Raw genomic sequence first — 25,750 nt, 5'->3', positions numbered from 1 at the left:
ACCCTGCCCCGCACCGGTGTCTGCTGAGCCCAGGCAAGGAGGCGCAGATGGCGGATTTGGAGACACGGATTGCCCAGGGGCGCGGGGATGCGCACGCGGACCTGGTGTTGCGCGGGGCGCGGGTGCTGGACCTGGTCACCGGCGATATGATCGACGGGGACGTGGCGATTTGCGACGGGATCATCGTCGGGACCGGGGAGGATTACGACGGGGCGGAGGTGGTGGACCTGTTGGGGACGATCCTCGTGCCCGGGTTCATCGACACCCATCTGCATATCGAGAGCTCGCTGGTCACGCCGTTCGAGTTCGACCGCTGCGTGGCCCCCCGCGGGGTGACCACGGCGATCTGCGACCCACATGAGATCGCCAACGTGATCGGCCCCGACGGCATCCGGTATTTCCAGGAGGCGAGCACGCGCACGGTGATGGATATCAAGGTGCAGCTGTCGTCCTGCGTGCCGTCGACGGAGATGGAGACCGCGGGCGCGCGGATCGACGCCACCGCTTTGGAGGGCTTGCGCGGCCACCCGTCGGGCATCGGGCTGGCGGAGTTCATGAACTATCCCGGCGTGATCCACCGCGACCCCGGCGCGATGGCGAAGCTGCGCGCCTTTGCAGGCGGGCATATCGACGGGCATTGCCCGCTGCTGTCGGGCCGGGACCTGAACGCCTATGTCGCCGCGGGCATCCGCACCGAGCATGAGGCGACGAGCGCCGCCGAGGCGCGCGAGAAGCTGCAAAAGGGGATGCGCGTGCTGATCCGCGAAGGCTCCGTCAGCAAGGATCTGGAGGCGCTCGCGCCGCTGCTGACCGAGCGGACGGCCCCCTATATGTGCCTTTGCACGGACGACCGGAACCCGCTGGATATCGCGGAGCACGGGCATCTGGATTACATGATCCGCACGCTGATCGCCCGGGGCGCGCCGCCGCTGGCGGTGTACCGGGCGGCGTCGCTCTCGGCGGCCGAAGCCTTCGGGCTGAAGGATCGCGGGCTGATCGCGCCGGGGCTGCGCGCGGATATCGTGGCGCTGCGGTCGCTGGAGGAGTGCCGCGCCGAGGCGGTGTTCTGCGGCGGGGTTCGGGTGAACGAGTCGGCTTTCGCGGCGCGCGACACGATCCCGCCCGTGGGCCGGAATTCGGTTCAGGCGCCGCGCGTCGGGCCGGAGGCATTCCGCTGCGCCGGGAACCGCGAAGACACGGACGTGATCGGCATCCTCGAAGGCAAGATCCTGACCGAGCATCTGCACGCGGATATCCCCATCGTCGACGGCGACAAGCGCCCGGATGTCGCCCGCGACCTGGTGCGGATCGCGGTGATCGAGCGGCACGGGATCAACGGCAACATCGCCACGGGGTTCGTGCAGGGCTTCGGGCTGGAACGCGGCGCGATTGCCTCGACGGTCTGTCACGACCACCACAACATTGCCTGTGTCGGCGTGGATTACGCCGACCTGGCCCTGGCGGCGAACCGATTGTCAGAGATCGAGGGCGGCTTCGTGGTCGCCGAGGGCGGCGCGGTGCGCGCGGAGCTGGCCCTGCCCGTGGCCGGGCTGATGAGCCTGGAGCCGTTCGAGGACGTGCGCGACCGGCTGGAGGCGCTGCGGGCGGCGGCCCGGGCGCTTGGCGTCACGCTGGAGGAGCCGTTCCTGCAGCTGGCCTTCCTCGCCCTGCCGGTCATTCCCGCGCTCAAGATCACCGACCGCGGGCTGGTCGATGTGAACAGGTTCGAGATCATCGGGTGACGGGGACCGCGCGCGGCGGCCCCCGATCGGTCAGGCGGCCTGGGCGGCCTCGGCGCCCGGCGCGAAGGCCTCCCATGTCAGGTCGCCGGTGTAGCGCTCGGAGATGGTACCATCCGCTTCGAGCCGCAGAAGCTTCAGCCAGCCATTGTCGAACAGCGCCCGCACCCCGTCATGGCGCGCGAGGATGTCGGTGATCGCCTCCTGCGGGGCATTGACCACGATCGTCAGGCGCAGCGGGTCATGCACGAAGCTGCCGCCGTCATGAACCGACTGGATCGGCAACCCGATCCGCAGCGCCCCGGTGCCGCCGTCGAGCACGCCCATCCCGCCGGTCACGTTATGGACCTGCTTGGAGCCGCCGCCGAACACCTCGGGCGCCACCACGGAGCCGTAATACTGGAGGCTGATCCAGCTCGCGACCACCACAGGCGCGGTCAGGATCAGCTCCAGCACCCCGAAGCCCTCGTCCTGCGCCCAGTCGTAGCTGTGCAGGAAGACCCGCCCGTCAAGCTGCGCGGGCGCGGTCTGGGTGCGCGGGGCGACGACGAAGGCCTTGCAGCCCGCCAGCCCCCATTCGGGCCGGGTTTCGGCCCAGCTCTGGGCGCGGGCGGCGATGCCGTCGCGTTCGGTCGCGCCCGGCAGGCTCGGCTGCCGCTCGGACCGGGCGAGCCGCCCGGCTTCGGCGCACCACTGCCGGGCCTGCGCCAGCGACGCGGTGGCCGCGGCCCGGTGGGCCTCGGACAGGTCATCGGCATAGAGCGTGATCGCGTCCTGCGCGGTGTCGTGCAGGGCCGCGACGAAAATCGTGTCCTCGGGCACCGCGATGCCCCTGGCCGCCAGACCGGCCCGCACATGGGGCTGGTTCAGCAGGTCGGCCAGAAGCCGGGCGTTGACGTCGCCGCCATAGCCGCCACAGGCCCCGCATTGCAGCGCGCTGGCATGGGCGTTGTTGTTCACATGGCTGCCATGGCCCGCGATCACCACCAGCGGCGCGAAGTTGGATTTCAGCGACATGGCGTTCAGGATCGTGGCCGCCGCGTCGATCTGCGCCTCCTCCGGCAGGGGCGGGTCGAAAACCGGCTTGCCCGGGATCGCGTCGGCCTTGCCCAGGCCCAGCGTATCGCGCACCAGCTTGCCCGCATAGAACGGGCCCGCCGCCTCCACGAAGGCAAAGGAGGACACCGCCGCCTGCCGGAACCGGCCCCAGGCGCGGGTGACGCGGGTGGTGATCCGGGCGGCGTCGTGGTCGCCGCTCGCCTTGCTCGTCACCCCGGCGGTCAGAAGGACCGGCAGCCGCGCCTCGGAATTGCAGGACCCGGTGGGGGTGTGGGCGGCAGTGAGGCCAAAGAAGCCCGCAAAGCCGAGGGTTTCGATGCCCGGATCGCAGGTCTCCAGCGCCCGGCGGATCACCTCGGAGCGCACGTCGATGCAGAAGGCCGCCTGCAGCGCGGGCCGGGCCTCGGCCTTGGCCACGGGGGCGAAGGCCTGGGCGAGATCGGCCTGGGTGCTCCGCTCCGCCGCGTCCTGCAGGACGGCGTCGATCAGGTCATCCTCGCTGGGCGTGACCGGGGCGGCGAAGGCGGCGCGCGCGGTGTCCCACTGCGCGGCCAGGGCGGGCCTTGTGGCCAGCGTGCCGGCATCCCAGACCGCGCGGATCACGATCAGCTCGGCCAGCGTGGTGTCGGTCTGGCCCGCCAGCTCGGCCTGCCAGAGCCGGTAGCGCGCGGCCTGCGCCCAGCCGCCCAGCGACATGGCGAGCCGGTGGAAGTAGAGCGGCAGCGCCGCCTCGGTCAGCCCCAGCGTGTTGACCGCGGCCAAAAGCGCCTCGGTCGGGTCGGACGGCAGGGCCTTGAGCCAGGCCCGGAAGCCCGGAAGCCCGGCGAGATCGGGGGTCATGTCGGTGGTGGCGAAGGCCAGCCAGTCGGCATAGGTGCCGGAGGGCGCACCGGCGGCCCAGAGCGCCTGGCCCTGGTCGAAATGCCCGGCCACCCAGGCCGCGATCCGTGCCTCTGCCTGGGCTGGCCAGCCGGGGGCCTCGGAGGCACCGGCGAGATCGGCGACCGTGGGCAGGGCCTGCGGCGCCGGGCGCTGGCGGCTGGCCGCCGAGATCACCTTGTCCACGGGCCAGTCGAGCCCCGCGGCGGCGAGCGCTTCGGCCACGCCCGGTTTGGTGATCCGGCCCGCCGCGATCTCGGCGGCGAACCAGCTCCGCGGGGCGGTGGTGGCGCAGCCGGCGGTCTTGCCCAAGAGTGCTGCGGTGTCCGGCAGGGAGTGGCCCGCCTGCCCGAGGAACGGGTTGACCGCCACGGTGGCCGAAAGCGGGAAGGCCGGGGGGATCGCCTGGACCGCGCCCGCCTGGGCGGCGGTCAGGGTGTCGACGGAAATCAGGGTTGCTGTATGGGTCATGGTCTCAACCTTTGGCAGAATTTCAGGGATCAGGCGGGCTTGGGCGCGAGCGCCCGATCCAGCAATGCGTTGACGTAGAGGCCCTGGTTCAGGTGCACGCGGAGGGCGCGCGCCTTGGGGTGATGGGACCAGTTCGGCAGCAGGGTCTGCGCCGCGGCCACGAGGCTGAAGCTCGTCACCGCCAGCACGATCACCGCCCAGTCCAATGCGCCGGGCACCGGCGGCAGGGGCAGGTGCCCGACGGCCAGCGTTTCCGCCCCCGCCTGGAAGGCGAGATAGGCGACCGTGGCCAGGGCCGAAGCCGCGGCGAGCCGCCCGGTCAGCGCCCAGGGTGCGGCCCCGGCCAGGCCCTGGGCGATCAGGTAGGCGATCCCCAGGATCAGCATCGCACCGAGGGCCAGCGCCTGGGGCGCCTTGTCGGCCGCGCCGAGGGCGAAGACACCGAACACGTAGATCCCGAGCGCCAGGCTGAAGGCCAGGGCGACGGCCTTGACCTCGGGCACGGCCACGGGACCGGCGGAGCGCGCAGTGGTCACGGTTTCGACCGCCGTGCCCGCACTCAGCAGCGCGTGGGCCTTGTAGAGCGCGTGGGCCAGGATGTGCAACAGCGCCAGCGGGAAGAGCGCAAGGCCGATCTGCAGCATCAAAAAGCCCATCTGCGAGACCGTCGACCAGGCCAGCCCGGTCTTGATCGCCGGTTGCGTCAGCATCACCAGCGCCCCGATCAGGGCAGAGGCCCCGCCGATCATCGCCAGGAGCGCCAATGCGCCGGGCACCAGCAGCAGCACATCGGCGAAGATCAGGCAGAGCACGCCCCCTGCGTTCACGATGCCCGCATGCAGCAGGGCGGAGAAGGGTGTGGGCGCCTCCATCGCTTCGGTCAGCCAGCCGCTGAGCGGGAAGAGCGCGCTGGCGACCACGGCGGCGAGGATCAGTGCGACCGCGCTCCAACCCAGGCCCGCTGGGGCGATGCCCGTCTCGGCCGCGGCCTGGATCGCGACGATGGACGTGGTGCCGTAGCCGGTGCCCAGCCCGAAGCTGGCCAAGCCGAGTAGCACGGTCACGAGGCCCGCGCTGAGCAGGTATTTCCGCGCCGCGGCCCGCGCCATCGGCCGACCGGGATAGGTCAGGAAGAGCTTGTAGACACAGAGCGACAGCGCCACCCAGGCGCCCCAGAGCATCCAGAGCGTCGGGGCGAGCACGAGGGTCAGGACGGCCGCCAGGGCCAGCCCGATCCAGCCGAGAAAGGCGGGCCCTTCGGCCTCGTCCCGCAGGGCGGTGGCCGAAAACCGCAGCACGACCCAGCCGATCCCGGCCACCAGCGGCAGCATCACCGCGCTGACGAGATCGAGCCGCGCGCCCCCCGCCGGCGCGCCTGCGACGGCAAAGCCGAGCGCGGCCAGCGCGGCCAATGCAAAGGCGGCGAGCCCGGCCACGGGGGCCGCGCGCAGGGCCTGTTCGGGGCGCAGGAAGGCCACGGCACCGGCGGCGGCCAGCAATATCGGGATGAGGAAGGGGATCAGGGACAGGACCATTGGATTACACCTCGCTGAAGGACTTTGGGTTGAAATAGGCGGGGGAGATGCGGAAATAAAATTCATTGTTCGTATGATTTCGTTCTACTAAAGTGAACGAATGGCAGATCTGAACTACAACCACCTGCGGTATTTCTGGGCCGTGGCCCATGACGGGAACCTCACGCGCACGGCCGCGCGGCTGAACCTGTCGCAATCGGCGCTGTCGGTGCAGATCCGCAAGCTGGAGGATCGGCTGGGCTTTGCCCTGTTCGAGCGGCGGGGCCGCGCGCTGCTGCTGACGGAGGCGGGGCAGATCGCGCTGGATCACGCGGACACGATCTTCGCGGCGGGCGACGACCTGGTGGCGACCCTGCGGGAGACCGGCGCGCGGCGGCAGGTGCTGCGCGTGGGGGCGCAATCGACCCTGTCGCGGAACTTCCAGATCGCGTTTCTACGCCCCCTCTTGGGGCGCGAGGATGTGGAGGTGGTGCTGCGGTCCGGCACGGTGGAGGAGCTGCTGCGCGGGCTCGATGCGCTGAACCACGACGTTCTGCTGACCAACCAGCCGCCGTTGCAGGATGCGGGCACGCCCTACCGCGCGCAGGAGCTGGGCGCGCAGCAGGTCAGCCTGATCGGCACTCCGGCCCGGGCGCGGGCGGGGGAAGCCTCGGTCGAGGCGCATCTGCGGGCCCATCCGGTGATCCTGCCCCTGCAGTCGAGCCTGATCCGGGCGGGGTTCGACGCGCTGACCGCGGGCTATGACTTCCCGATCCGCATCGCGGCGGAGGTGGACGACATGGCGCTCCTGCGCCTGCTCGCGCGGGAGGATCTGGGCCTTGCGGTGCTGCCGCCGATCGTGGTGCGCGACGAGTTGCAAAGTGGCGAGCTGGTGGAGCTGGCCCCCCTGCCCGCCCTGCGCGAGACGTTCTTCGCGGTCACGCGGCCCCGGCGGTTTCCGAACCCTCTGCTCGCCGATCTGCTGGCCGCGCGGCCCCTGCCCGAGGCAGACCCGGCGCTGCGCTAGGCGGCCGCGCGGCGCGGCGCCTCCGGCAGCCGGAAGCCGAGGATCAGCAGGCCCAGCGCGGCCAGCGAGGGCAGGCAGCCATGGAGCAGGGCGAGCCCCGCCACCGCGATCCAGAAGAGCGGCGAGACCAGCCCGAGGCGCGACACCGGTTGCGCGGCAAAGAGCGCTGCCACCGCCATCACGAAGACCGTGCCCGAGACGATGGCCAGCGCGATCTCGGCCGGGCCACCCGCCAGCAGCAGGCCGGGATAGGCGATGAACAACATCGGCAGGGCATAGGCCGTCCCGCCCAGTCGCAGGGTGTCGCGGGCCACCGCAAGCCACGGGGCTTGCGCGATGGTACTGGCCACGAAGACCGCCACGCAGACCGGGGGCGTGATGACGCTGAGCGCGGCATAGTAGAGCACGAAGAGATGCACCATGACCGGGTCGAGCCCCTGCTGGATCAGCACCGGCGCGAAGACCGCCGCCACCAGCACGTAGGCCGCCGAGGTCGGCAGGCCCATCCCCGCGATCAGGCACACACCCGCCATGATCACCGCGATCAGCCAGATGCTGTCCCCGGCGAAGGCGAGGATCTGGGACGTGATGGCGACGCCGACACCGGTGAGGTTGACCATGGCCACGAAGACCTGTGCCGCCACCAGCAGGATACCGACGATCACCACGCCCTTGCCGCCATCGCGGAAGGCGCGGATCAGGGTGGCGATGACCTCGGCCCAGGTGCCGCCGCCGGTCAGGGTGGCCACGGTGTAGGCGACCATGATCCCGATCATGCCGTAGCACGCGGTCAGTTGGATCGAATTGCCGTTCCAGATGCCCCAGGCCAGCCCGGCAATCCCGGCGAGGATGGGCGCCAGACGCCGCCAGTCCAGCGCCGCGCGCCAGTCCGGCAGGTCGGCGGCATCCACCTGCCCCAGCCCGGTACGCTTGGCCACCAGGTGCACGGTGGTAAAGACGCCGATATAGAACAGCAGCGCCGGCAGGAAGGCGACGGCCACGATGGTCCAGTAGTTCACGCCGACAAGCTCGGCCATCACGAAGGCGGCGGTGCCCATGATCGGCGGGGCCAGTTGCCCGCCGGTGGAGGCCACGGCCTCCACCCCGCCGGCAAAGGGCGCGGGGTAGCGCAGGCGCTTCATCAGCGGGATGGTGAAGTTGCCGGTGGTGGCGATATTGGCCACCGACGAGCCGGAGATCGACCCGAAAAGCCCGCTGGCGATGGTGGCGATCTTGGCCGCCCCGCCGGGGCTCGCCCCGCCCGCGCGGGCCGAGAGGTCGAAGAAGGTCTGCCCGGCCCCGGTGTGCAGCAAGAGCGCGCCGAACAGGATAAAGGCCGCGAGCGTCGTCGAGGCGATGGAGACCAGCATCCCCCACAGGCCCCGGTCGGACAGGAACATCACCTCGGTGATATAGTAGATGCCGAAGCCGCGATGCCCGAAGGAGCCGGGGATCGCATCGCCGAAAAACGCATAGGCCACCATGCCGCCCACGATGATCGGAAACACCACGCTCGCGGTGCGGCGGGCAAGCTCCAGGATCACCAGCAGGGTGCCGAAGCCGAGCCAGGCATCGATCGGCTCGGCGAAGGGCAGCTCGACCATGATCCGCTCGAAATTCGCGATCACATAGACCGCGGAGACCGCGACCCAGCCCACCATCGCCAGATCGAGCACGATGCCTAGGGGCCGCAGCCGCGTCTTGCCCGCGGTGGGATAGAGCAGCACCGCCATGGTGACGATCATCGCCACGAAGCCCGCGCGCTGGATCAGTGTCTCGAACGCGCCGAAAAAGGAGGTGTAGAAGACGAAAATCCCGATGAGCAGGGACAGACCCGCGGCGGCGCGTTCCCTCAGGGTGGTGGGCACGCCCTCGGCACTGCCCACTTGTGCGGGGTCGATATCCTGGCTGGTCATGACGCTCCTCCCAAAGCGGTCGCGGCGGGCCGGTCAGCCCGCCGCGGTTTTCTGATGGTCCGCAGATCAGCTGCCGGGGCGCAGGCGGTCGGGCACCTCGTAGCCGGCTTCTTCGAAGTACCGGATGGCACCGGGGTGCAGGGGCGAGGTGGCATAAGCGAGGGTCTGCTCGGCCAGGTCGATCCCGGCGACCGGCGGGAAGGCGGTGGCCTGCTCGGTGTCGTCCTCCATCACGGCCTTGACCAGGTCATAGGCGGTCTGCTCGTCCATGTCGGGCCGGGCGGACACGCCGATCATGAAGCCCCAGGTCTGGTAGGCGCCGGTGTTTTCCATCTCGCCGCCGGGCATGTCGACGATGGACAGCTCGGGCAGTTCCTCGCGGATCATGGCGATCTTGTCCTCGGGAACCGGCAGGACCTGCACCGGGGTGAAGGTGGCGATGTCGGTGGTCAGGGCGTCGAACTTGGTGCCCACGGCGGACTTGATGAAGCCGACGGCGCGGTTGTCCTTGATCGCGGCGGCCAGCTCGCCATTGGAGCCGCGGACCCAGTCCGGCTCCACCCCGAAGAGTGCCAGCACTTCCTGCGAGGTGGCTTCGGTGGAGCTGCCACGCTGGCCGGGGCCGAAACGGACGCCCTTGAGATCCGCGATACTGTCGATGCCTGCATCGCGGCGCACGATGACGTTCTGCGGCGCGAGGCTGTAGGCCCAGAGCAGGCGCGACTCGATGGCGCCGTCGGCGAAGGTCTTGATCCCCTCATTCGCATGATAGAGCGCCGAGGTGGTGATCAGGCCGATATCGAGCTGGCCCCGGTCCATCCGCTTGAGGTTGTCGACCGTCGCCCCGGTCTCGACGACGCTGGCCTGGTACTTGTCCGGATAGGCGTTGTTCACGATCTTCGCCAGCGCGGCGAAATAGGCATAATGCGAGGATTGCGCATTGGTGGCGCCGAAGGCCAGCCGCTCCTGCGCGGCGGCGGGCATGGCGAGGGCGGCGGCCGAAACGGCGCCCGCGATCCAGAACTTCATGGCATTCATCGGTGTGGTCCTCCCGTTTGAGCGCCTCTGCGGGCGCGACTGCGGCAAGATTAATGCATACGTTTGCAAGCGCAAGCACCATCGGCCCTGGAATGGACCCGCCCTGTGCGGATTTCAGGACTTGTGCACGGCCCGGCAGCGCGCGGCAAAGACAGGCACGCCGCGCCGACAGCCCACGCCCCTGCCCTTTTGGTCGTCAGGGCACCCCCAACGCCGAGCGCGAGGACCGTGGGAAAATACCTGCATTTGTGCCTTGTGCCCCCGTCGCATCCCCCGCTATACCCGTCGGCGGAGACGTGGCCGAGTGGTCGAAGGCGCTCCCCTGCTAAGGGAGTAGGCGGGAAACCGTCTCGTGGGTTCGAATCCCATCGTCTCCGCCACTTGCCCTAGCGAAACGTTTCTCCGCCGGTTGGTGCACCCGGATTTTCTTTTTGTTTTAGAGGGTTGTAGCGTTTGGGCTGAACACCGCCCTCACGCGGAAACGCCCGAAATCGTTCTCTCCGGCCCGAAATTCTCTGAACCTCACGACTGCGCCAGTTTAGTGCTGAGCTTGTAAGTGTCTGAAAATTAATCGTCTTTTCGAGCGCCCGCCTAAACACTTTGATGCCGGTGGCGAGTGGTTGATGCGACCGGAATTGAACGCAGCAACAGCGCGGAGAACACGGCACCGCTTGGAACTCCGTACTTCACGCAAACCCCCAGCCAATGCTCAGTAACTTGCCGCGGCTTGGCCTCTGAGTTGCGCATGGATCGTTTCGTAGATGCGCTGGCCAATGTCTGTGGTTGACCGTGCGGGATCGGCGGGTGGTTTGACGTTAAGAAGCTCACTGAACTGCTCGATCCAGTACGCCTCGAACATCTCGAGGTCCGCTGGGATCACCTCATCCTGCAAGACGTATGCACGGACCTCATGCTCGGTGCGCCAAGCATCTCGAACCCAGTCGTACAGCGCACAGGGTTCGCGGTCCAACGCCTTAGTGATGATGAGATCGAGGCGTTTACGGGCTGAGTACTCGGTCTGGCCGACGTAGCGAACAAGCCCTTCGCGGGTGGAGTACAACCCGTAAATCTCGCCCATCGCCGCCTCCATCCGGTCGCGCCCAACTTTTTCGCACGTGTGGGGTTAACGATAAGCATGGCCGGCGCTATTTTATAGGCATGGAGGTTAGCTCGACTTGACCACAGTCCAGCGAATTTCCGGTCACAAGACTTTGTCCATGGTTGCGCGCTACGCGCATCAAAACGGCTCGCGCATCGAAGCGGCGATGGATCGGCTAGAAGAGCGGGTCAGTGGCACCGACGAAGACAACATCCGCAGGCTTAAGCCTAAAAGTTCGGCCTGATTACACACGAATTACACGTGCACTTGAGCGCACCTAACGTTTGAGTGTCTAAGTCTCTGAATTTAATGGTGCCCGGGAGCGGCATAAAATATTGTTTTTATTATAATAAGTTACGATCCGGTGGGACTTTTCCTTTCACCATGTTTATTGGATTTTTTCGGATTTGTGTCCCACTTTTCCGAAGGGGATTGAGGCCGGAAATATCAAATCAAGCCGGCGCCGCATCGCCCCAGCACCTGGACATGCCAGCGGCGATCCTTACCAATGGTCTCAGTAGAGAAGGTCAATCTGGACGAGTGTGACTGACCCGCGCCTCACCTGCCCGATCTGCATGCACCGTAAGGCCGGATTGATCCCCGCCCCTCGGCATGTGCCGGCGTGGGATGACCTGACCGGACCGGAACAGATGGCCATGTTGACCGAGGTGGGTGCGGCACTTGGCCGAGGCACAGCCGGTTTCATCGCCTCATCCGATCACGATCATTTCCACCTGCGGGAAGCCAGTGGCGCTCGCCTGACAACCGGCGGTCGCGATCCGCTCCTGCCGTTGCTCGCCGAACGGCTGGACACGGCGCAATCAGTCGACCTTGCGATTGCTTTCGCAATGGACAGCGGCGTGGCCTTGCTTGAGCCCTGGTTCCGGGAGCTGCTAGCGCGTGGTGGACGGCTCAGAATCGTGGTGGGCGACTATCTCGACACGACCGACCCGACGGCGTTGGCGCGCCTGCTGGACCTGGAAGGCGCCGAGCTCTTCGTGTTCGAAACGGGAGGCCTCAGCTTTCACCCGAAGGCCTGGCTGTTCCGTGCCGCCGATGCGCGCGGGGCGGCGATTGTCGGCAGCTCGAACCTGTCTCAATCGGCGCTGACCGATGGCGTGGAATGGAACCTGCATTCCGAGGATGCAGCAGACAGCGTCGGAGCGGCCTTCAAGGACCTGCTGGCGCGACCTGAGGTTAAACCTTTGACGGCCGCATGGGTCGATGCCTACGCGAAACGCCGCAGGGCGCGGCCGATGCCCGAGTTCACCGCCCGCGTCGTCGCCGAAGAAGGCCCGCCGCCAGAGCCGCACACGATCCAGCAGGAGGCGCTGGCGGCGCTTGCACAAAGCCGATCGAAGGGCCACCGCGCCGGGCTTGTCGTGCTGGCCACCGGGCTGGGCAAGACCTGGCTGGCCGCCTTTGACACGATCCGTGCGATGGCGGGCCGCATCCTTTTCGTCGCCCATCGCGACGAAATTCTGACCCAAGCGATGGCGGCCTTTCGCAAGGTCCGCCCAGACGCCAAGCTCGGCCGCTACACGGGTGCCGAGAAAGAAGCGGACGCGGAAATCCTCTTCGCCTCGGTCCAGACGCTGGGCCGGATCGGTCACCTGCGCCAATTCGACCGGGATCATTTCGACTACATCGTGGTCGATGAATTCCACCATGCCGCCGCCCGCACCTATCAGAAGCTGATCGAGCATTTCACGCCCGGCTTCCTGTTGGGCCTCACCGCAACGCCAGACCGGACGGATGGCGCCGACTTGCTTGGCCTTTGCAGCGAAAACCTCGTCTACGAATGCGACCTGTTTCGCGGGATCGACGCTGGGCACCTGTCGCCCTTCCACTACTTCGGTGTGCCGGATGACGTGGATTACGCACAGATCCCCTGGCGCTCCGGCCAGTTCGATCCGACCGCACTAGACGCAGCTCTAGCCACCGAGGCGCGAGCGCTTAACGCGCTGGACCAATACCGCAAACGTGCAAGCGGCCCCGCGATCGGCTTTTGCTGTTCCGTGCGCCACGCCGACTACATGGCCGAGTACTTTCGCACCGCCGGGTTGAACGCAATCGCGGTCCATTCGGGCCAAAGCTCCGCGCTGCGGGCAAGTTCCCTGGCAGCGCTCGGTCGCGGCGAGATCGACATCCTCTTCGCGGTCGACATGTTCAACGAAGGCGTGGACGTGCCCGAGATCGGCACCGTCCTGATGCTACGCCCGACCGAAAGCGCGATTATCTGGCTGCAGCAACTCGGCCGCGGCCTGCGCCGCGTCGAAGGCAAGGTGCTGCAGGTGATCGACTATATCGGCAACCACCGCAGCTTCCTGACTAAAGTCGCGACCCTTCTGCGGGCCGGCGCAGGGGATCGCTCGATCTCGACCAAACTGGACGCGCTCCAGGCCGGTGAATTCCAGATGCCCAAGGGCTGCGAGATCACCTATGAGCTGCAGGTCATCGACATCTTGCGCAATCTCCTCCGCCCGAAGGAAGGCGCGGCGGAGCTCGAAGCCTTCTTTGTCGACTTCCGGGACCGGACCGGCATCCGCCCCACGGCTGTCGAAGTCTTCCGCAACGGCTTCGATCCCCGCACATCGGGCCATGGCGGCTGGTTCGACTTCGTCCGGGACATGGGCGACGCCTTGCCCGAACGTCCTTTCGCAACTCACGGTCGTCTCTTGGGTGAATTGGAACGGCCCAGGGGTTTGTCCCGATCCGCCTTGACCGGCTTGCGCGACGTTGTAGCCGGGCGGCAACCGAGCGATGGCGCGTCAGAGCTGGCCTTCAACCCGCACCTGGCCCAAAGCAGCGACGGCTTTCGGCTGGCGCGACCTGACGCTTCCGGAGAGCTGGAACCGCTTGTGCGCGAGTTGGTCGAATGGCGCTTGGCGGAAACGCCAATCGTCCGCGAGGCCGCCGAGGCGTCCGCGACCTTTGTCGGCAAGCCACAGGCTCTGGAGCTTTGGCAGCGCTACTACGTGCCGGACATCGCCGAGTTCTTTGGCGAAGAGTACAAGCAAAACGTCTGGCGCACCGGTATGAGGGCGCTGCCCGACCGGAAGATAATGATCCTTCTGGCAAATGTGTCGACCCAGGACCTGACCTACGAGAACGCGTTTCTCAGCCCGTCACGGCTGAAATGGTTCAGCCAGAACCAGACGCGCCAGGACAGCAAGCATGGCCGGGTCATCAGCGGTGAGGAAGGCCACGAGGTCCACATGTTCATCCGCCGCGGGAACAAGGTGAACGGCAAGGTCAACCCATTCATCTACTGCGGGCAACCCAGGTTCGCCGGATGGCAGGGTGAGAAGCCAATTGAAGTACAATGGGAATTGGCTTCACCAGCACCGCGCGAGCTTTGGGCGGAGCTCGGAATTCCAAATCAAGACTGATAGCTTAAAAGAATTCAGTTTGACGTTGCCCCTGGGGGCATAGGAAGACAACAGCACATGGGAACCAGGGAGCGGCAAGGACTGATTTCACGCTTTTTCTCGCGGGCCAGCGAGACTGACCGTGACGTGCGCACGAAGGAGGGACCTCCTCAATCTCGCCACGAGGCCTGGGGCGATAACGCAACGCGTTCGGTCAGCGGCTTGGTCAAGTCCGTTCTACAGCAACCAAGTTGTTTGATTGTGACAGGTTATCAGGACTTCCTGTCGTCACTCACCATTTTGCTCGAAACAATTGAAAACCTTGGCGAACGCCCAGAAGGCAGCATCCGCATCGTCTTTGGCTCCAACTCCGAAACACGACAGGTATTGGGTGGCAGCGGCCGGTCAGTAGCCGAAGAAGCGCGCCAACACTTCCTTGGTGCAAGGGGCTTTTCGGTTGTTGATTTGGCCGATCTGCGGGCAGTTCTTGCAATGGATGCAATCGAGCGCGGAATCATCAAGTTCCGCATTTTCGATCCCGATCTGGCAGAAGAAAAACTAGGGCGCCGTCCACCAATGCTTCACGCGAAGCTTTTTGTAGGTGGGGACAAGGCACTTTCGGGAAGTGCCAATTTCTCGATCAACGGTTTGCGCCGCAATCTGGAATTCATGGACGACGCCGATGCCTGGCCCGAACTTGCGACTGCGCGTTGCGCGGCCGCTGAGCAGTATTGGGACATGGGGCGCGATTGGACTGAGACAGCGCTGGAAATCCTGCGAGCGCTCATCCGCATAGTTTCACCCGAAGAAGCAGTGGCCAGAACGGTTCACGAAGCCGCGACCTTCACCCCCTGGCGTGTCGCGGGCGAAACCAGCACCGGACGTCCGCCTCAACCCTTCCAGGCGGATCTTATCTATGAGGCTGCAGGGACGGTCTATGAACACGGCTTTGCCTTTGTCGAAGCGCCAACTGGTGCCGGGAAAACCGACATTGGGAAACACCTGGCAACAGTTCTACCGGTCAGCCATGGGCAGACGGTCTTTTCCTGGGGAGAGCGCGCCGATCAACAACGGCTTGGCTCGCTCGCTCTGATACCTGCCAGCGTTCTGAAGAACTGGACAACGAACGCGCCTGCGAACTTCAAACCGATCAAGCACAGTCACCTGTCGCGGCGAGGTAAGGAGGAGACTGCGGAATTGGACGAGATCAACCGGGCGGTCCGTTCGTCTGCATCAATGATCGTCGATGAAAGCCACCGACTGAGCTCGCGATACCTTGCACCTTCTGCACGTTCGCTTGTCTTCGAGCGCAGTCCGGCGATCTGGACCGCCTGTTTGTCGGCCACGCTAATGGGAAACCAAGGCCTGGACGGCTTGCTTGCATTCCATGAGAAGCGCGCCTCGATCTATGTGCCTCCGCCCATCACGGAGCAGATCAACCAACACATGGCCAAGGTTCGAAAGCGGGTAGAGCTCGTGCGACACTTCGACCAGATGAACCGCCGGATCGAAGATCAAAGCGTGCAGGACGACCTGTTCGACAGCGCGAAAGCACTACAGGTCGAAGTCAACAAAGTCGAACGCCAGCTAGAGACCGGCGGGCTGCAAATCAGTGCGCTTCAGGAAGGATTGGCCGACGCCCTGGCGCCATACGTCGTGCGGCGCCAACGGGATTGCATTGGGGAGAGTGCGGATCGAAAGTCCGGCGCTTTCGTTTACCCAACGATCCGAAGCCACCGAGAGGATACGGCGCTGAGTGATCAGCAGCGCCAAATCATTGAGCGGATCAAGGCATTGGCGGAGTGCATTACGACTGGGGTCACCCTTGTGTCTGCTGATCCCCAACGCGCTGCCCACACAGAAATCAAACTTCACGACAAATCGCGTATTCACATCCGGAACTTCCTCGCTTTGCTGCGCGCGTCGATAACCTTTGCACGCGAAGAATGGGCCCGCGAGCGCGACAGTGAAGCCGATCAGCGCGGGCGAGCATCAATTGGAGAAAACCTAAGACGCGCCGAGAAACAGAATGCCCGCGGGATTGCCGTTCCGGATGGAGCGCTGCCCGAGGAAGTCGATGCCGAAACTGAGGACAGCGAAACTCCGATTTGCGACCGGATCAGTAGGCTTCTGAATCATCCCAACCTCGACAGCATTGATGAATCCCGGGCCGGCGTCATGCGAGACATCCTTCGAAAGCATGGCCATGCCATCTTTCTTGCTGAGCGGGTCGGCGTGCTCGAGGTCTATGCCAGGCTTCTTGCTGGGCATCGCGGAAGAGGACCCGAAGTCTTCGTGGTCGCACCTGGTGCACGGATCAAGACCGGTAAGAAGCTGCATCACATCCGATCGGGAGCAGATGCGCAGGAGTATTTCGGCATCGATGGGAAACATGTCGACCCGCTAAAGCCACGGGCCATGTTCCTCACATTCCAGATGGCGGAAGGGATCAACCTCCAAATCGCCTCTGCACTTGGGATCATTGGCGTCACGTCCGACGTCAAGAGCCTCATTCAGGGGTTGGGCCGGATCGACCGGATCGACAGTCCCAATTCCCGCATCCACTACTACACCTTCGACCTGCCCGGGCTGGTTCTGTCATCGGATCACAAGGCGCGCGCTCGTGTCGCCAGCATCGCTCTCCTGTCAGGTGTTGGCGCCGCAGACGTACCATCAGAGCTGGTTGAGTTTTCTGCCGGTGATCTGACCGATCTTGTTCTCGAACAGGTCAAGAAACCGCGCATCCTCCGTTCCAACAACTACTTCGACCAGTTGGAAGCTCTTCGGCGTGTATTGCCAGCTGACGTTCTGGGCCGGGTCTGGAACGCAAAACCTCGCGGTCTCTGGGGAGCCGAACTCTGCCTTCTGTCCTCAGTTGAACCAAACACCGTCCTCCTCTTGGGCGGTCGCACAGGCAGCCCCCAAGATCCTACTGTCCTACCGCCTCGCTTGATTGCCGTTCGAGATGTCGATGGGCGCGCAGAGATCATTGGCGACCAGGTTGAAGCGGCTAGGCTCCTATCCGCCGCCTATGCCGAAACGCGCCGCCGAGGCATGCAAAGCCACCGCCCAGAACTGAACGCGATATCCGCTACGTTCAGCCGTCTCGGCAGCACCCTTGCGCATCTGACCCACTGGGATGTTCGGCCAGCTCGAACGGTTTCACTTCTTTCCTCTCTCGCTAATTTTCTGTCAGGCCACGACACAGGTGATGCTGGTCAAGGGCTCTTCGGTTCCTTAACTCTGCCGACGCTGGAAAAGCTGGCAGAAGCCTGGGCACACGAACTCGATGTTTTCTGGATCGAGGCGAAGGAGACGGTTAGCCAAAGGAGTGCGTCTGGCGGCGAAATACCCGACTACCTCGGGATCGACGCGATCTGCCGAGCTTTCCAAGAACAGCCAGACGATGTCCGCTCGGCTGTAAGTGAAAGGATGAAGGAGCTCTTGGCTCGGTGCACGGCATTGTCAGAGGGGCAATCGATCGATGTACTGAGCCGGGTTGCCGTCATTTTTGAAGTCGAGCCTGACCGCAGACTAGGCCGTTGACTACCGAGGAACGATGCATGTCGTTGACCAAGCATGCGACGAACAGCGAAGGAACTGAAATCGCGGGCCTGAGATTTGGTCTTTAGTGGGATAGCAGCTTGCTCTGCCATTGCGGTGTCTTGTGTCTCACATTTCTGCAAGTCACTGGGTTGACAGATATTGCGCCCTCGTAGCCTATTGAATTATATGAAAAACTGGGCGGAGAAGGTGATTTGTCAGATCCAGCGATTTCGAAAGTGCTCGAAGCGGCTCGCCGCAAGCTGCTGGACACCGGGACTCGTAACCGCCTCGTCCATGTAAACCGGGCAAACACACGCGCAAATTGCCTCAACATCATCAATGAACGCGCCGACGACGTCTTTGCCATTCTTCGCAGCCAATCGCGCAAGATGCGCTTCAAGGCCATGGGAAAGGATAAGTCCAGCGAAGGGCAGGACATGCTTCTGGCCCTGCCAGAGCCCGAGATCCCCGAGGGTGCGGACCGCTTAACGGATCTCTTCCTAGAGACTCCACTTGGCCCGGAGGCACAGGCACGCAGACTACTTCGGCTGGCAACGAACGCCAAGACAGCAGAGGAGGAGCAGGGCCTCAACATCCTCTACCTCGCCATGGGCTTCCTGCAATGGCGCGAAAGCCCCTCCTCCGAGACGCTGCGTGAAGCTCCTCTGATCTTGCTGCCTGTGCAACTGATCCGCAACGAGCGGACGTCGACCTACGATATTCTGTGCCGCGACGACGACATCGCCACTAACTTGCCACTGCAACAACGCCTCAGGACCGACTTCGGCATTTCACTGCCGGAGATCGAGGAGGGCGAAGACTGGAAACCCTCTGACTATTTTGCCCAGGTTCGAGACGCGATCTCCGGCCAGCCGGGATGGGCGCTGGACGCGGACGGAATGCAGCTCGGCTTCTTCTCCTTCGCCAAGCTTCTGATGCATCGCGATCTCGATACCGCGACCTGGCCCGAGGGAGCTTTTGCCGAAAACGATTTGTTGCGTGGGCTGTTGACCGAAGGGTTCGAAGCGCCGACGCCCATTTTCGGGCCGGACGATCGATTGGACGATATCCTGGACCCTGCGGAAATTGTGCAGGTCATCGACGCTGATGCCTCACAAACCAAGGTGATCGAGGAGGTAAGGAGGGGTGCAAGCCTTGTGGTACAGGGACCGCCTGGAACCGGAAAATCCCAGACGATTACTAACCTGATCGCGGCAGCTGCTCATGACGGAAAGACCGTGCTCTTCGTCGCTGAGAAGATGGCTGCTTTGTCGGTTGTACACGATCGCCTTGTGCGGGCAGGGTTACGCGACATTTGCCTCGAACTGCACTCGCGTACAGCCAACAAGAAGGCGCTTGCGCAGGAGTTGGGACGGACTTTGATGGCGAGCGCCCAGGCATTGCCTGGCACGCCTGACCCCGCGCGACTGCGCAGCACACGGGACAATTTGAACCGGATCACTTCGTTGCTCCATGATCCTCTGCCATCCTCCGGCGATACACCGTTCCGCGCAATTGCCGAGATCTGTGGGTTCATTGGAAATGGCGCACCGCCACCTTGCATCCCGCTTGAGGGCCTTGACGAGCTTGACCAATGCAAGCGCGACGCCGCCTGCGCTGCCCTGTCCAAATATGCCGAGGCACTGGAACGCGCGGGCCCGCCTGAACAGCACCCCTTTCGAGGCACCGGTGCGCTTGACTTACAGCCGACGGACCTAGCGCGCCTTGAAGACGAACTCACCGGCGCTGCTTCTGAAATCGAAATACTCCTGAGCGAAGGCCAACGCCTCGCTGACGCTACTGGTTTGGCAGCGCCCAATTCATTGGGCGAGGTTGACGCTCTTGGCGCTGCGCTGAGTGCGCTTGCCGGTATTCCGCAGGGCGCCAAGGACTGGATTGCTCCGCTCTTCGAGCACGTTAGTTCCTCCCGCCTCGATGAAGCGCTTGCAGTGGGTGCATCTTGGGCCGACGCGAAGCAGTCTGCAGAAACACGTTTCGTCGAGGCTGCATGGTCTGCCCAAGTCACAAGCATTCGAACGGCATTGGCCAAGGGGCAAGCCTCGTTCTTCTCTCGTCTCTTCGGAGGATATCGACGGGCATCGGCGGAACTTGCTGGTCTGCTTTCGGGACCTTTGCCGAAGTCGCCATCAGAGCGACTGGCACTCGTCGATGAGATCATGAAGGTTCAATCGCTGCGCCACTCGCTGGCAGATGAGGAAGCCTGGCTCCAGGCGATGCTCGGTCCAACATGGCGTGGTGAGCGGACCCCTTTTTCCGTCGCCGCCTCCGCTTCGAAATGGTTGGCCGGGCTACGGGCAACCGGCAACATTGGTTCTTCGGACCAACTTGTTTCTTCCCTGGATGCAGTGCCCGACCCAGAAGCTGCGGCCAAAGAGATCAAAACAAAATCCATCGCTTGCCGCCAGAGAATCGATGCTCCGATCACGCGGCTACAATTGGATGTGGTCCGTGCCGACTTGGGCACCGACTTGGAAAATGCATCGTTGTCGGAAATGCGTGAAGCATTCTTGCAGATGGCGAGCGATACAGCCTGCTACGGAGATTGGGTTGGGCTTGCCCGCGCCATTGCATCCGCGATCGACGCCGGAGCTGAAGGGGTTGTAGACGCCGTTGCAGACGAACGCGTTCCGCCGCAGCGCGCAGCGCAGGAATTTGCCTATGCGTGTGCAGAGGCCCGCTGGAACGCCGCAAGGGGCGCCCGGCCTGAGCTCAACGACTTACCGCAGCTTGATCGCCATGATCTCGTAGCCCTGTTCTCCGACCTCGAGAAGGAGCGCATCGACACAGCACGCAACCTGATCCTCTCGCGGCACTTCGAACAGATGCCTCGTGGCACAATGGGCGAGATGGGCATCATCCGTGGAGAAATCGCCCGCAAGCGCGGCCACAAACCAATCCGCTGGGTGATGCGGAATGCCGGCCCGATGGTTCAACGCATCAAGCCAGTCATGCTGATGAGTCCGATTTCAGTAGCGCAGTTCTTGCCTCCGGGCAGCGCAGAGTTCGATATTCTGGTGATCGATGAAGCCTCGCAGATCAAACCCGAAGATGCGTTGGGAGTCATTGCCCGGGCACGCCAGATTGTAGTGGTAGGAGACCAGAAACAGCTTCCGCCCACGTCGTTCTTCGACCGCTTGGTCGACGATGTCGAGGAAAATGACGACGAAGAAGAAGCCGTCGTCGGCGCCACAGCGGCCGATATGGAAAGCATCCTTTCGCTTTGCGAAGCCCGTGGACTGCGGCAACGCATGCTCGAATGGCACTACAGATCACGCGATCCGTCTTTGATTCAGATTTCGAATGCGGAGTTTTATGAAGACCGGCTGGTTCTTCCCCCCTCTCCGCTGCAGCTTGACCCCGACTACGGCCTGAAATTTCGGCGCGTCCCTGGCATTTATGCGCGCGGCGGTAGCGGCTTGGGCCGACAAGGAACCAACCGGATCGAGGCCGAGGCCGTCGTTGCCGCTATGGCCGATCACGCCCGCAATTGGCCTGAGCTCTCTCTTGGTGTCGTCGCCTTTTCCAAGGCCCAGTCCAATATGTTGACAGAAGTGCTCGAACTCGCCCGCCGCCGTGATCCGGTGCTGGATGCGTTCCTGCGTGAGGGCAAGTCTGAGGACGTCTTCGTCAAAAATATCGAGAACGTTCAGGGCGACGAACGCGATGTGATCCTGATCTCGGTTGGATACGGCCCTCAGGAGCCGAACGGGCGCTTACCTTCAATGAGCTTCGGTCCGGTCAACGGTGAAGGCGGAGAACGACGACTGAACGTGCTTTTCTCTCGCTCGCGGGTGCGCTGCGAGGTCTTTGCGTCATTCGATCCCGGCGATATCGACCCGTCACGCAGCAGCCGTGAAGGGCCGCGTTTGCTCAAACGGTTCCTTGATTTTGCCAAGACGGGACAGATCGAAACCCACACCGTCACCGGCCTCGAGGCCGACAGTCCGTTCGAAGAAGATGTCGCACGGGTGATCCGATCAGAGGGTTTCTTGGCGGACGCGCAGGTTGGAAGTGCGGGCTTTCGCATCGACATCGGCGTACGACATCCCGACCAGCCCGGTCAGTATCTTCTGGCCGTGGAATGTGACGGCGCTGCCTATCATGCAGCGCTCTGGGCGCGCGAACGCGATCGGCTGAGACAGGGCATACTTGAAAACCTTGGCTGGCGGTTCCATCGCATTTGGAGCACCGACTGGTTCCACCATCGCTCACGAGAAGTCGAAAAACTAAGGGCTGCTATTGTTGAAGCACGCGAAGCTCTCAATGACGGTGTCCAAGTGCGCGGAGCCAATCAAGGAGCCACAAACATACCGGCTTCGGAGGAGGTTTCAGAGCATCAGCCGGAGACTATCGATATCGGGCATCTCGCTTTGACTGCGCCGCCCTATGTACGGGCGGAGCTCTCGGTCCGCTCGTCGGTCGAACCGCACGAGGCACCGGTACAGCAGCTTTCGGAGCTTGTTTCGCGCATCGTAGCGATTGAGGGACCGATACACGCCGACGAGATCGCACGTCGGATCGCTGCCGCCTTCGGACGCTCACGCACCGGGAACCGTATTGCCGATGCAGCCTCCCGTGCTGTTCGATTGGCTCTGCAACGCGATACTGAGCTGCGCCGGGATGGCGCCTTTCTGATGACGTCCGCGCAAGCAGAAACACCACCCGTCCGTGATCGGAGCAGCGAAACTGGGACCGTTCTTAAGGCCGAATACCTGCCTCCGAGCGAGATCGCAGCCGCTGCAAAGCTGGTACTGAAGGAAAGCGGTGAGGTTGGGCAAGATGACCTTGTTCGGGCCGTGGCTCGCCTATTCGGGTTCCAGAGAGTCGGCACTGATCTTTCGGAAGCGATACGAAACGGCCTGCCAAAATGACTGAATGCGTCCGGTGGATTTGTGTCCGCATTCACGCCTTGGCAGCAGAGACTGCGCAGTTTGGGGGCGAAGCATTTGCGGTCATGGAACGCAGCGGTTGTGCATTCGCAGACGCGCAATAGGGTGCTCGACGTCAAGCCGAGCGAACGAAATGTCGTGGTCAAAAATATCGCGCCAGAGCATGCAATGGCGAACGATCGGCGCAATTAGGGGCGTTGGGCTATAGCGCGAAGGGAAAAGGGCAAGATAAAAGCGCCTGCCACGAGTGCCGCAAGTCACTGACGTGATTGGCGTTTTCGCGTGCATGCAAATCGGTCGCGTGCAGGTTTCCTGCAATTTTGAAGTGTTTTCAGACCACTAATATGCACAGTGTGGAAACCTGCTCTCGGCAGCTGCTCTGTAGAAGAGGCAGGAACTCCGAGCATCGGGAGGTGGCATCTCGCGCTCAACAATGGGAGCGCGAGATAAAAGAGGTGCCGCACGGACACCTCAAGTTGCTGTTGTTCGGAGAGATTATCCGCCGCAATCACAAGTCCTTTGAGGCATCACTAGTGCCAACCCACTGACCTAAATTTATTTTTCGCGCGGCACGACGCCGATCCCACGACAAAATGCGACTATGCCAGCACACCCGGTACACCGCCCTGAAAGCCGGAACCCGCCGCCCGCCTGTCATTCCCCGCTACAGGCCTACCCCGCCCGTTCTCGGCTTCGTTCCTCTCTCGCTTTCCGGCATCCTTGGGGCGTTCGAAACCCAGACCTATCGCCATGCCCAAGCGCCCCGCCATTCTACCGCCCACCCTCGCGCCCCGCGGTCTCTCGCGGACCGAGGCGGCGGCCTATATCGGGGTCTCGCCCACGCTCTTCGATCACCTGGTCCGCGACCGGCGCATGCCGCCGCCCAAGCGGATCAATGCCCGCACCGTCTGGGACCGGAAAAAACTTGACCGGGCGTTCGAGCTGATCCCTGATGGGGATCACTCCGACCACAATCCCTGGGACGACTGACGGCTGACGAAAGGCGGCGCGTGCCATGCCCACATTCAGGATGAGAGACGGCTCGGGCAGCATCCGCCTGAAGCACGTCATCGAGGATACCGACCGGCACGGCAACGTGCGCGTCTACCTGCGGCGGCCCGGGCACCTGAAGGTGCGGCTGAGGAGCCAGCCGGGAACAGAAGACTTCCTCGCCGAGTACCGCGCCGCCATGATGGGTGCGACGCCACGCGCGCCGACCGGACCGCTCGAGCGGCGCGGATCGAAGGGCAGCTTCAAGTGGCTCTGCGAGCAGTACTACGTTTCGGCCGAATACCAGCGTCTCAGCGCCCGCACCAAGTACGTCCGGCGCGGCATCCTCGACCGGATCTGCGCGAAGAACGGTTCGAAGCCATATGCCCTGATGGAGCCCCGCCACGTCCGCCGCATGCGGGACGAGATGGCAGACCGGCCCGAGGCCGCCAACGGCTTCGTCAAGGCGCTCAGGCAGGTCTATACCTTCGCGGTCGAGTACGAACTGGCGCAGCGCAACCCGGCCCGCGACGTGCCCTATCTCAAGGCCAAGGGGGACGGCTTCCATTCCTGGACGATGGAGGAGGTCCGCCAGTTCGAGGACCATCATCCGATCGGCAGCAAGCCGCGGCTGGCGCTCGCGCTCATGCTCTACACCGGGCAGCGGCGGTCCGACATCGTCAGGCTCGGGCCGCAGCACATCAAGGACGGATGGATCACCGTGACCCAGGCCAAGAACCGTGACCGCAAGCCCGTCACCCTCTCCATCCCGGTCCTGCCCGAGTTGAAGGCGGTGCTTGACGCTACCTCCACCGGCAACCTCGCCTTCCTCGTCACGGCCTTCGGCAAGCCCTTCACGTCGAACGGTTTCGGCAACTGGTTCCGCAAGCAATGCGACGAGGCCGGGCTGAAGCATTGCTCCGCCCACGGTCTGCGCAAGGCGGGCGCGGCGCTGGCGGCCGAGAACGGCGCGACCGAGCGGCAGCTGATGGCGATCTTCGGCTGGACGACCATGAAGGAAGCGTCGCGCTACACCCGCGCCGCGCGCCAGAAGGTGCTGGCCGCGTCGGGGATGAAACTGTTGTCGCGGGGTGGAGACGGGCCGGAAAGAGGGGAAGCGCGGGGTGGCGAACCGTGATACATCGGTTTCCCGCGCCGAGACTAAAATGACCAAGAAGAATTTGGAGGCAGGTATGAGCAAGACCGAGAAACTGAAGCTGGACGAAGGCAAAACTTCGACGCTTCCGCTCGAAGCGTTCGCCAAGTTCGAAGCGACCACAAAAGCGCCCGGCAAGCGGATTCCCGGCCTCGCTCGAGCGGCGGAAAAGGCGCAACGGCTGCTGAAAGATGCCGACTGATCGTCGCCCCACGCCTGCAGACACGAAGCCTTCGCTATGCAGCCCGTGCTTGCAAAATTAGTTCTTCAAGGCTATATAGCTTCAAGGTAGTATTCACCCGATGCCCTGGGCCGTATCCTTTGCCGAGGAATTTGAGCCGGAATTCGATGCCCTTCCTCAAGAGGTGCAGGACGCGATCCTCGCCCGAGCGCTGTTGCTCGAGCGGGAAGGCCCCATGCTCGGGCGGCCCCATGCGGACACCCTGACCGGGTCGAAGCATGCCAACATGAAGGAGCTGCGCTGCAATGCCGCCGATGGCGTCTGGCGCGTCGCCTTCGCATTCGACCCCGACCGGCAGGCGATCCTGCTTGTCGGCGGAGACAAGACGGGTGGTAGCGAGAAGCGGTTCTACAAGTCGCTCATCGCCCGGGCGGACGATCGGTTCGACCGCCACCTGGAGAGACGGAAAGGATGACGACGATGGCCCGGAGCCTGAAGGAGAAGCTGGCGACCCTCGACCCCGCCCGCCGCGCGGCGATCAAGGCCGAAGCGGATCGGCTGCATGCCGAGTACCTGACGCTGCAGGAATTGCGGAAGGCCAAGAAGCTGACCCAGGTGCAGCTGGCGGAAACCCTCGGCGTGCAGCAGGCCACCGTCGCGAAGTACGAACGCCAGAGCGACTTGCTGCTTTCGACGCTGACAGGTTACGTCCGGGCGATGGGTGGAGAGCTCAAGCTCATGGTCGAGTTTCCCGGCAAAGCGCCGGTTGCGCTTGAGGGTTTGGGGGAGACGGACGAGCCAAAGCGTTTACGCCGTCACGGATCACCCCACTCAGCACTGTGAATCCTGATCGT

Annotated in this window: 16 protein-coding genes and 1 tRNA gene; 12 read left to right on the top strand and 5 right to left on the bottom strand. The window is 64.0% G+C overall.

Features of this window, described 5'->3' with window-relative positions; genetic code table 11:
- Positions 1 to 47: 47 nt before the first annotated feature.
- Complete coding sequence (gene ade, locus PVW48_RS03745; protein WP_274580359.1) at positions 48 to 1,742, top strand: adenine deaminase; 1,695 nt, start codon at positions 48 to 50, stop codon at positions 1,740 to 1,742.
- Between the two features lie 30 nt (positions 1,743 to 1,772).
- On the opposite strand, the gene PVW48_RS03740 is transcribed toward ade, so the two are convergent.
- Positions 1,773 to 4,148: a YbcC family protein gene (locus PVW48_RS03740; protein ID WP_274580358.1), complete on the bottom strand. Its 2,376-nt coding sequence runs from the start codon at positions 4,146 to 4,148 to the stop codon at positions 1,773 to 1,775.
- A gap of 29 nt (positions 4,149 to 4,177) precedes the next feature.
- Positions 4,178 to 5,683: a proton-conducting transporter transmembrane domain-containing protein gene (locus PVW48_RS03735; RefSeq protein WP_274580356.1), complete on the bottom strand. Its 1,506-nt coding sequence runs from the start codon at positions 5,681 to 5,683 to the stop codon at positions 4,178 to 4,180.
- Between the two features lie 100 nt (positions 5,684 to 5,783).
- Between PVW48_RS03735 and PVW48_RS03730 the strand changes: the two genes are divergently transcribed.
- Positions 5,784 to 6,689 carry a LysR family transcriptional regulator gene (locus PVW48_RS03730; RefSeq protein ID WP_274580354.1) on the top strand — a complete coding sequence of 302 codons (906 nt, stop codon included), beginning with the start codon at positions 5,784 to 5,786 and terminating at the stop codon, positions 6,687 to 6,689.
- On the opposite strand, the gene PVW48_RS03725 is transcribed toward PVW48_RS03730, so the two are convergent.
- Positions 6,686 to 8,605: a TRAP transporter permease gene (locus PVW48_RS03725; protein WP_274580353.1), complete on the bottom strand. Its 1,920-nt coding sequence runs from the start codon at positions 8,603 to 8,605 to the stop codon at positions 6,686 to 6,688. The two genes, PVW48_RS03730 and PVW48_RS03725, sit on opposite strands and share 4 nt — an antisense overlap.
- 66 nt (positions 8,606 to 8,671) lie before the next feature.
- Positions 8,672 to 9,643, bottom strand: a complete 972-nt coding sequence (locus tag PVW48_RS03720; protein ID WP_274580352.1) for a TAXI family TRAP transporter solute-binding subunit — start codon at positions 9,641 to 9,643, stop codon at positions 8,672 to 8,674.
- Between the two features lie 290 nt (positions 9,644 to 9,933).
- Between PVW48_RS03720 and PVW48_RS03715 the strand changes: the two genes are divergently transcribed.
- Positions 9,934 to 10,023, top strand: a tRNA-Ser gene (locus PVW48_RS03715).
- 329 nt (positions 10,024 to 10,352) lie between these two features.
- Here PVW48_RS03715 and PVW48_RS03710 read toward each other — a convergent pair.
- Positions 10,353 to 10,721 carry a hypothetical protein gene (locus tag PVW48_RS03710; RefSeq protein WP_274580350.1) on the bottom strand — a complete coding sequence of 123 codons (369 nt, stop codon included), beginning with the start codon at positions 10,719 to 10,721 and terminating at the stop codon, positions 10,353 to 10,355.
- Positions 10,722 to 10,818: 97 nt separating this feature from the next.
- Here PVW48_RS03710 and PVW48_RS03705 point away from each other — a divergent pair, with 97 nt between their 5' ends.
- From PVW48_RS03705 to PVW48_RS03665, 9 genes are all read left to right on the top strand, one after another.
- Positions 10,819 to 10,986, top strand: a complete 168-nt coding sequence (locus PVW48_RS03705; RefSeq protein WP_274580349.1) for a hypothetical protein — start codon at positions 10,819 to 10,821, stop codon at positions 10,984 to 10,986.
- A gap of 406 nt (positions 10,987 to 11,392) precedes the next feature.
- Positions 11,393 to 14,134, top strand: a complete 2,742-nt coding sequence (locus PVW48_RS03700; protein ID WP_274580347.1) for a DUF3427 domain-containing protein — start codon at positions 11,393 to 11,395, stop codon at positions 14,132 to 14,134.
- Positions 14,135 to 14,191: 57 nt separating this feature from the next.
- Positions 14,192 to 17,659, top strand: a complete 3,468-nt coding sequence (locus PVW48_RS03695; RefSeq protein ID WP_012177664.1) for a phospholipase D family protein — start codon at positions 14,192 to 14,194, stop codon at positions 17,657 to 17,659.
- Between the two features lie 212 nt (positions 17,660 to 17,871).
- Positions 17,872 to 22,551: a DUF3320 domain-containing protein gene (locus PVW48_RS03690; RefSeq protein WP_012177663.1), complete on the top strand. Its 4,680-nt coding sequence runs from the start codon at positions 17,872 to 17,874 to the stop codon at positions 22,549 to 22,551.
- Positions 22,552 to 23,319: 768 nt separating this feature from the next.
- Positions 23,320 to 23,559: a helix-turn-helix transcriptional regulator gene (locus tag PVW48_RS03685; protein ID WP_012177662.1), complete on the top strand. Its 240-nt coding sequence runs from the start codon at positions 23,320 to 23,322 to the stop codon at positions 23,557 to 23,559.
- Between the two features lie 40 nt (positions 23,560 to 23,599).
- A complete protein-coding gene (locus PVW48_RS03680) occupies positions 23,600 to 24,697 on the top strand; it encodes a tyrosine-type recombinase/integrase (RefSeq protein WP_274580346.1) in 1,098 nt (365 codons plus the stop codon).
- A 28-nt stretch (positions 24,698 to 24,725) separates the two neighbouring features.
- Positions 24,726 to 24,917 carry a hypothetical protein gene (locus tag PVW48_RS03675; RefSeq protein ID WP_274580345.1) on the top strand — a complete coding sequence of 64 codons (192 nt, stop codon included), beginning with the start codon at positions 24,726 to 24,728 and terminating at the stop codon, positions 24,915 to 24,917.
- 100 nt (positions 24,918 to 25,017) lie between these two features.
- Complete coding sequence (locus tag PVW48_RS03670; protein ID WP_274580344.1) at positions 25,018 to 25,371, top strand: type II toxin-antitoxin system RelE/ParE family toxin; 354 nt, start codon at positions 25,018 to 25,020, stop codon at positions 25,369 to 25,371.
- A 5-nt stretch (positions 25,372 to 25,376) separates the two neighbouring features.
- Positions 25,377 to 25,739: a helix-turn-helix domain-containing protein gene (locus PVW48_RS03665; RefSeq protein WP_274580343.1), complete on the top strand. Its 363-nt coding sequence runs from the start codon at positions 25,377 to 25,379 to the stop codon at positions 25,737 to 25,739.
- Positions 25,740 to 25,750: the final 11 nt, after the last annotated feature.

Source organism: Dinoroseobacter sp. PD6 (genome assembly GCF_028807315.1).
GTDB classification, from domain to species: domain Bacteria; phylum Pseudomonadota; class Alphaproteobacteria; order Rhodobacterales; family Rhodobacteraceae; genus Dinoroseobacter; species Dinoroseobacter shibae.
The sequence above is the reverse complement of the archived record's forward strand: the minus strand, read 5'-3'. Positions and strand labels throughout refer to the sequence as shown.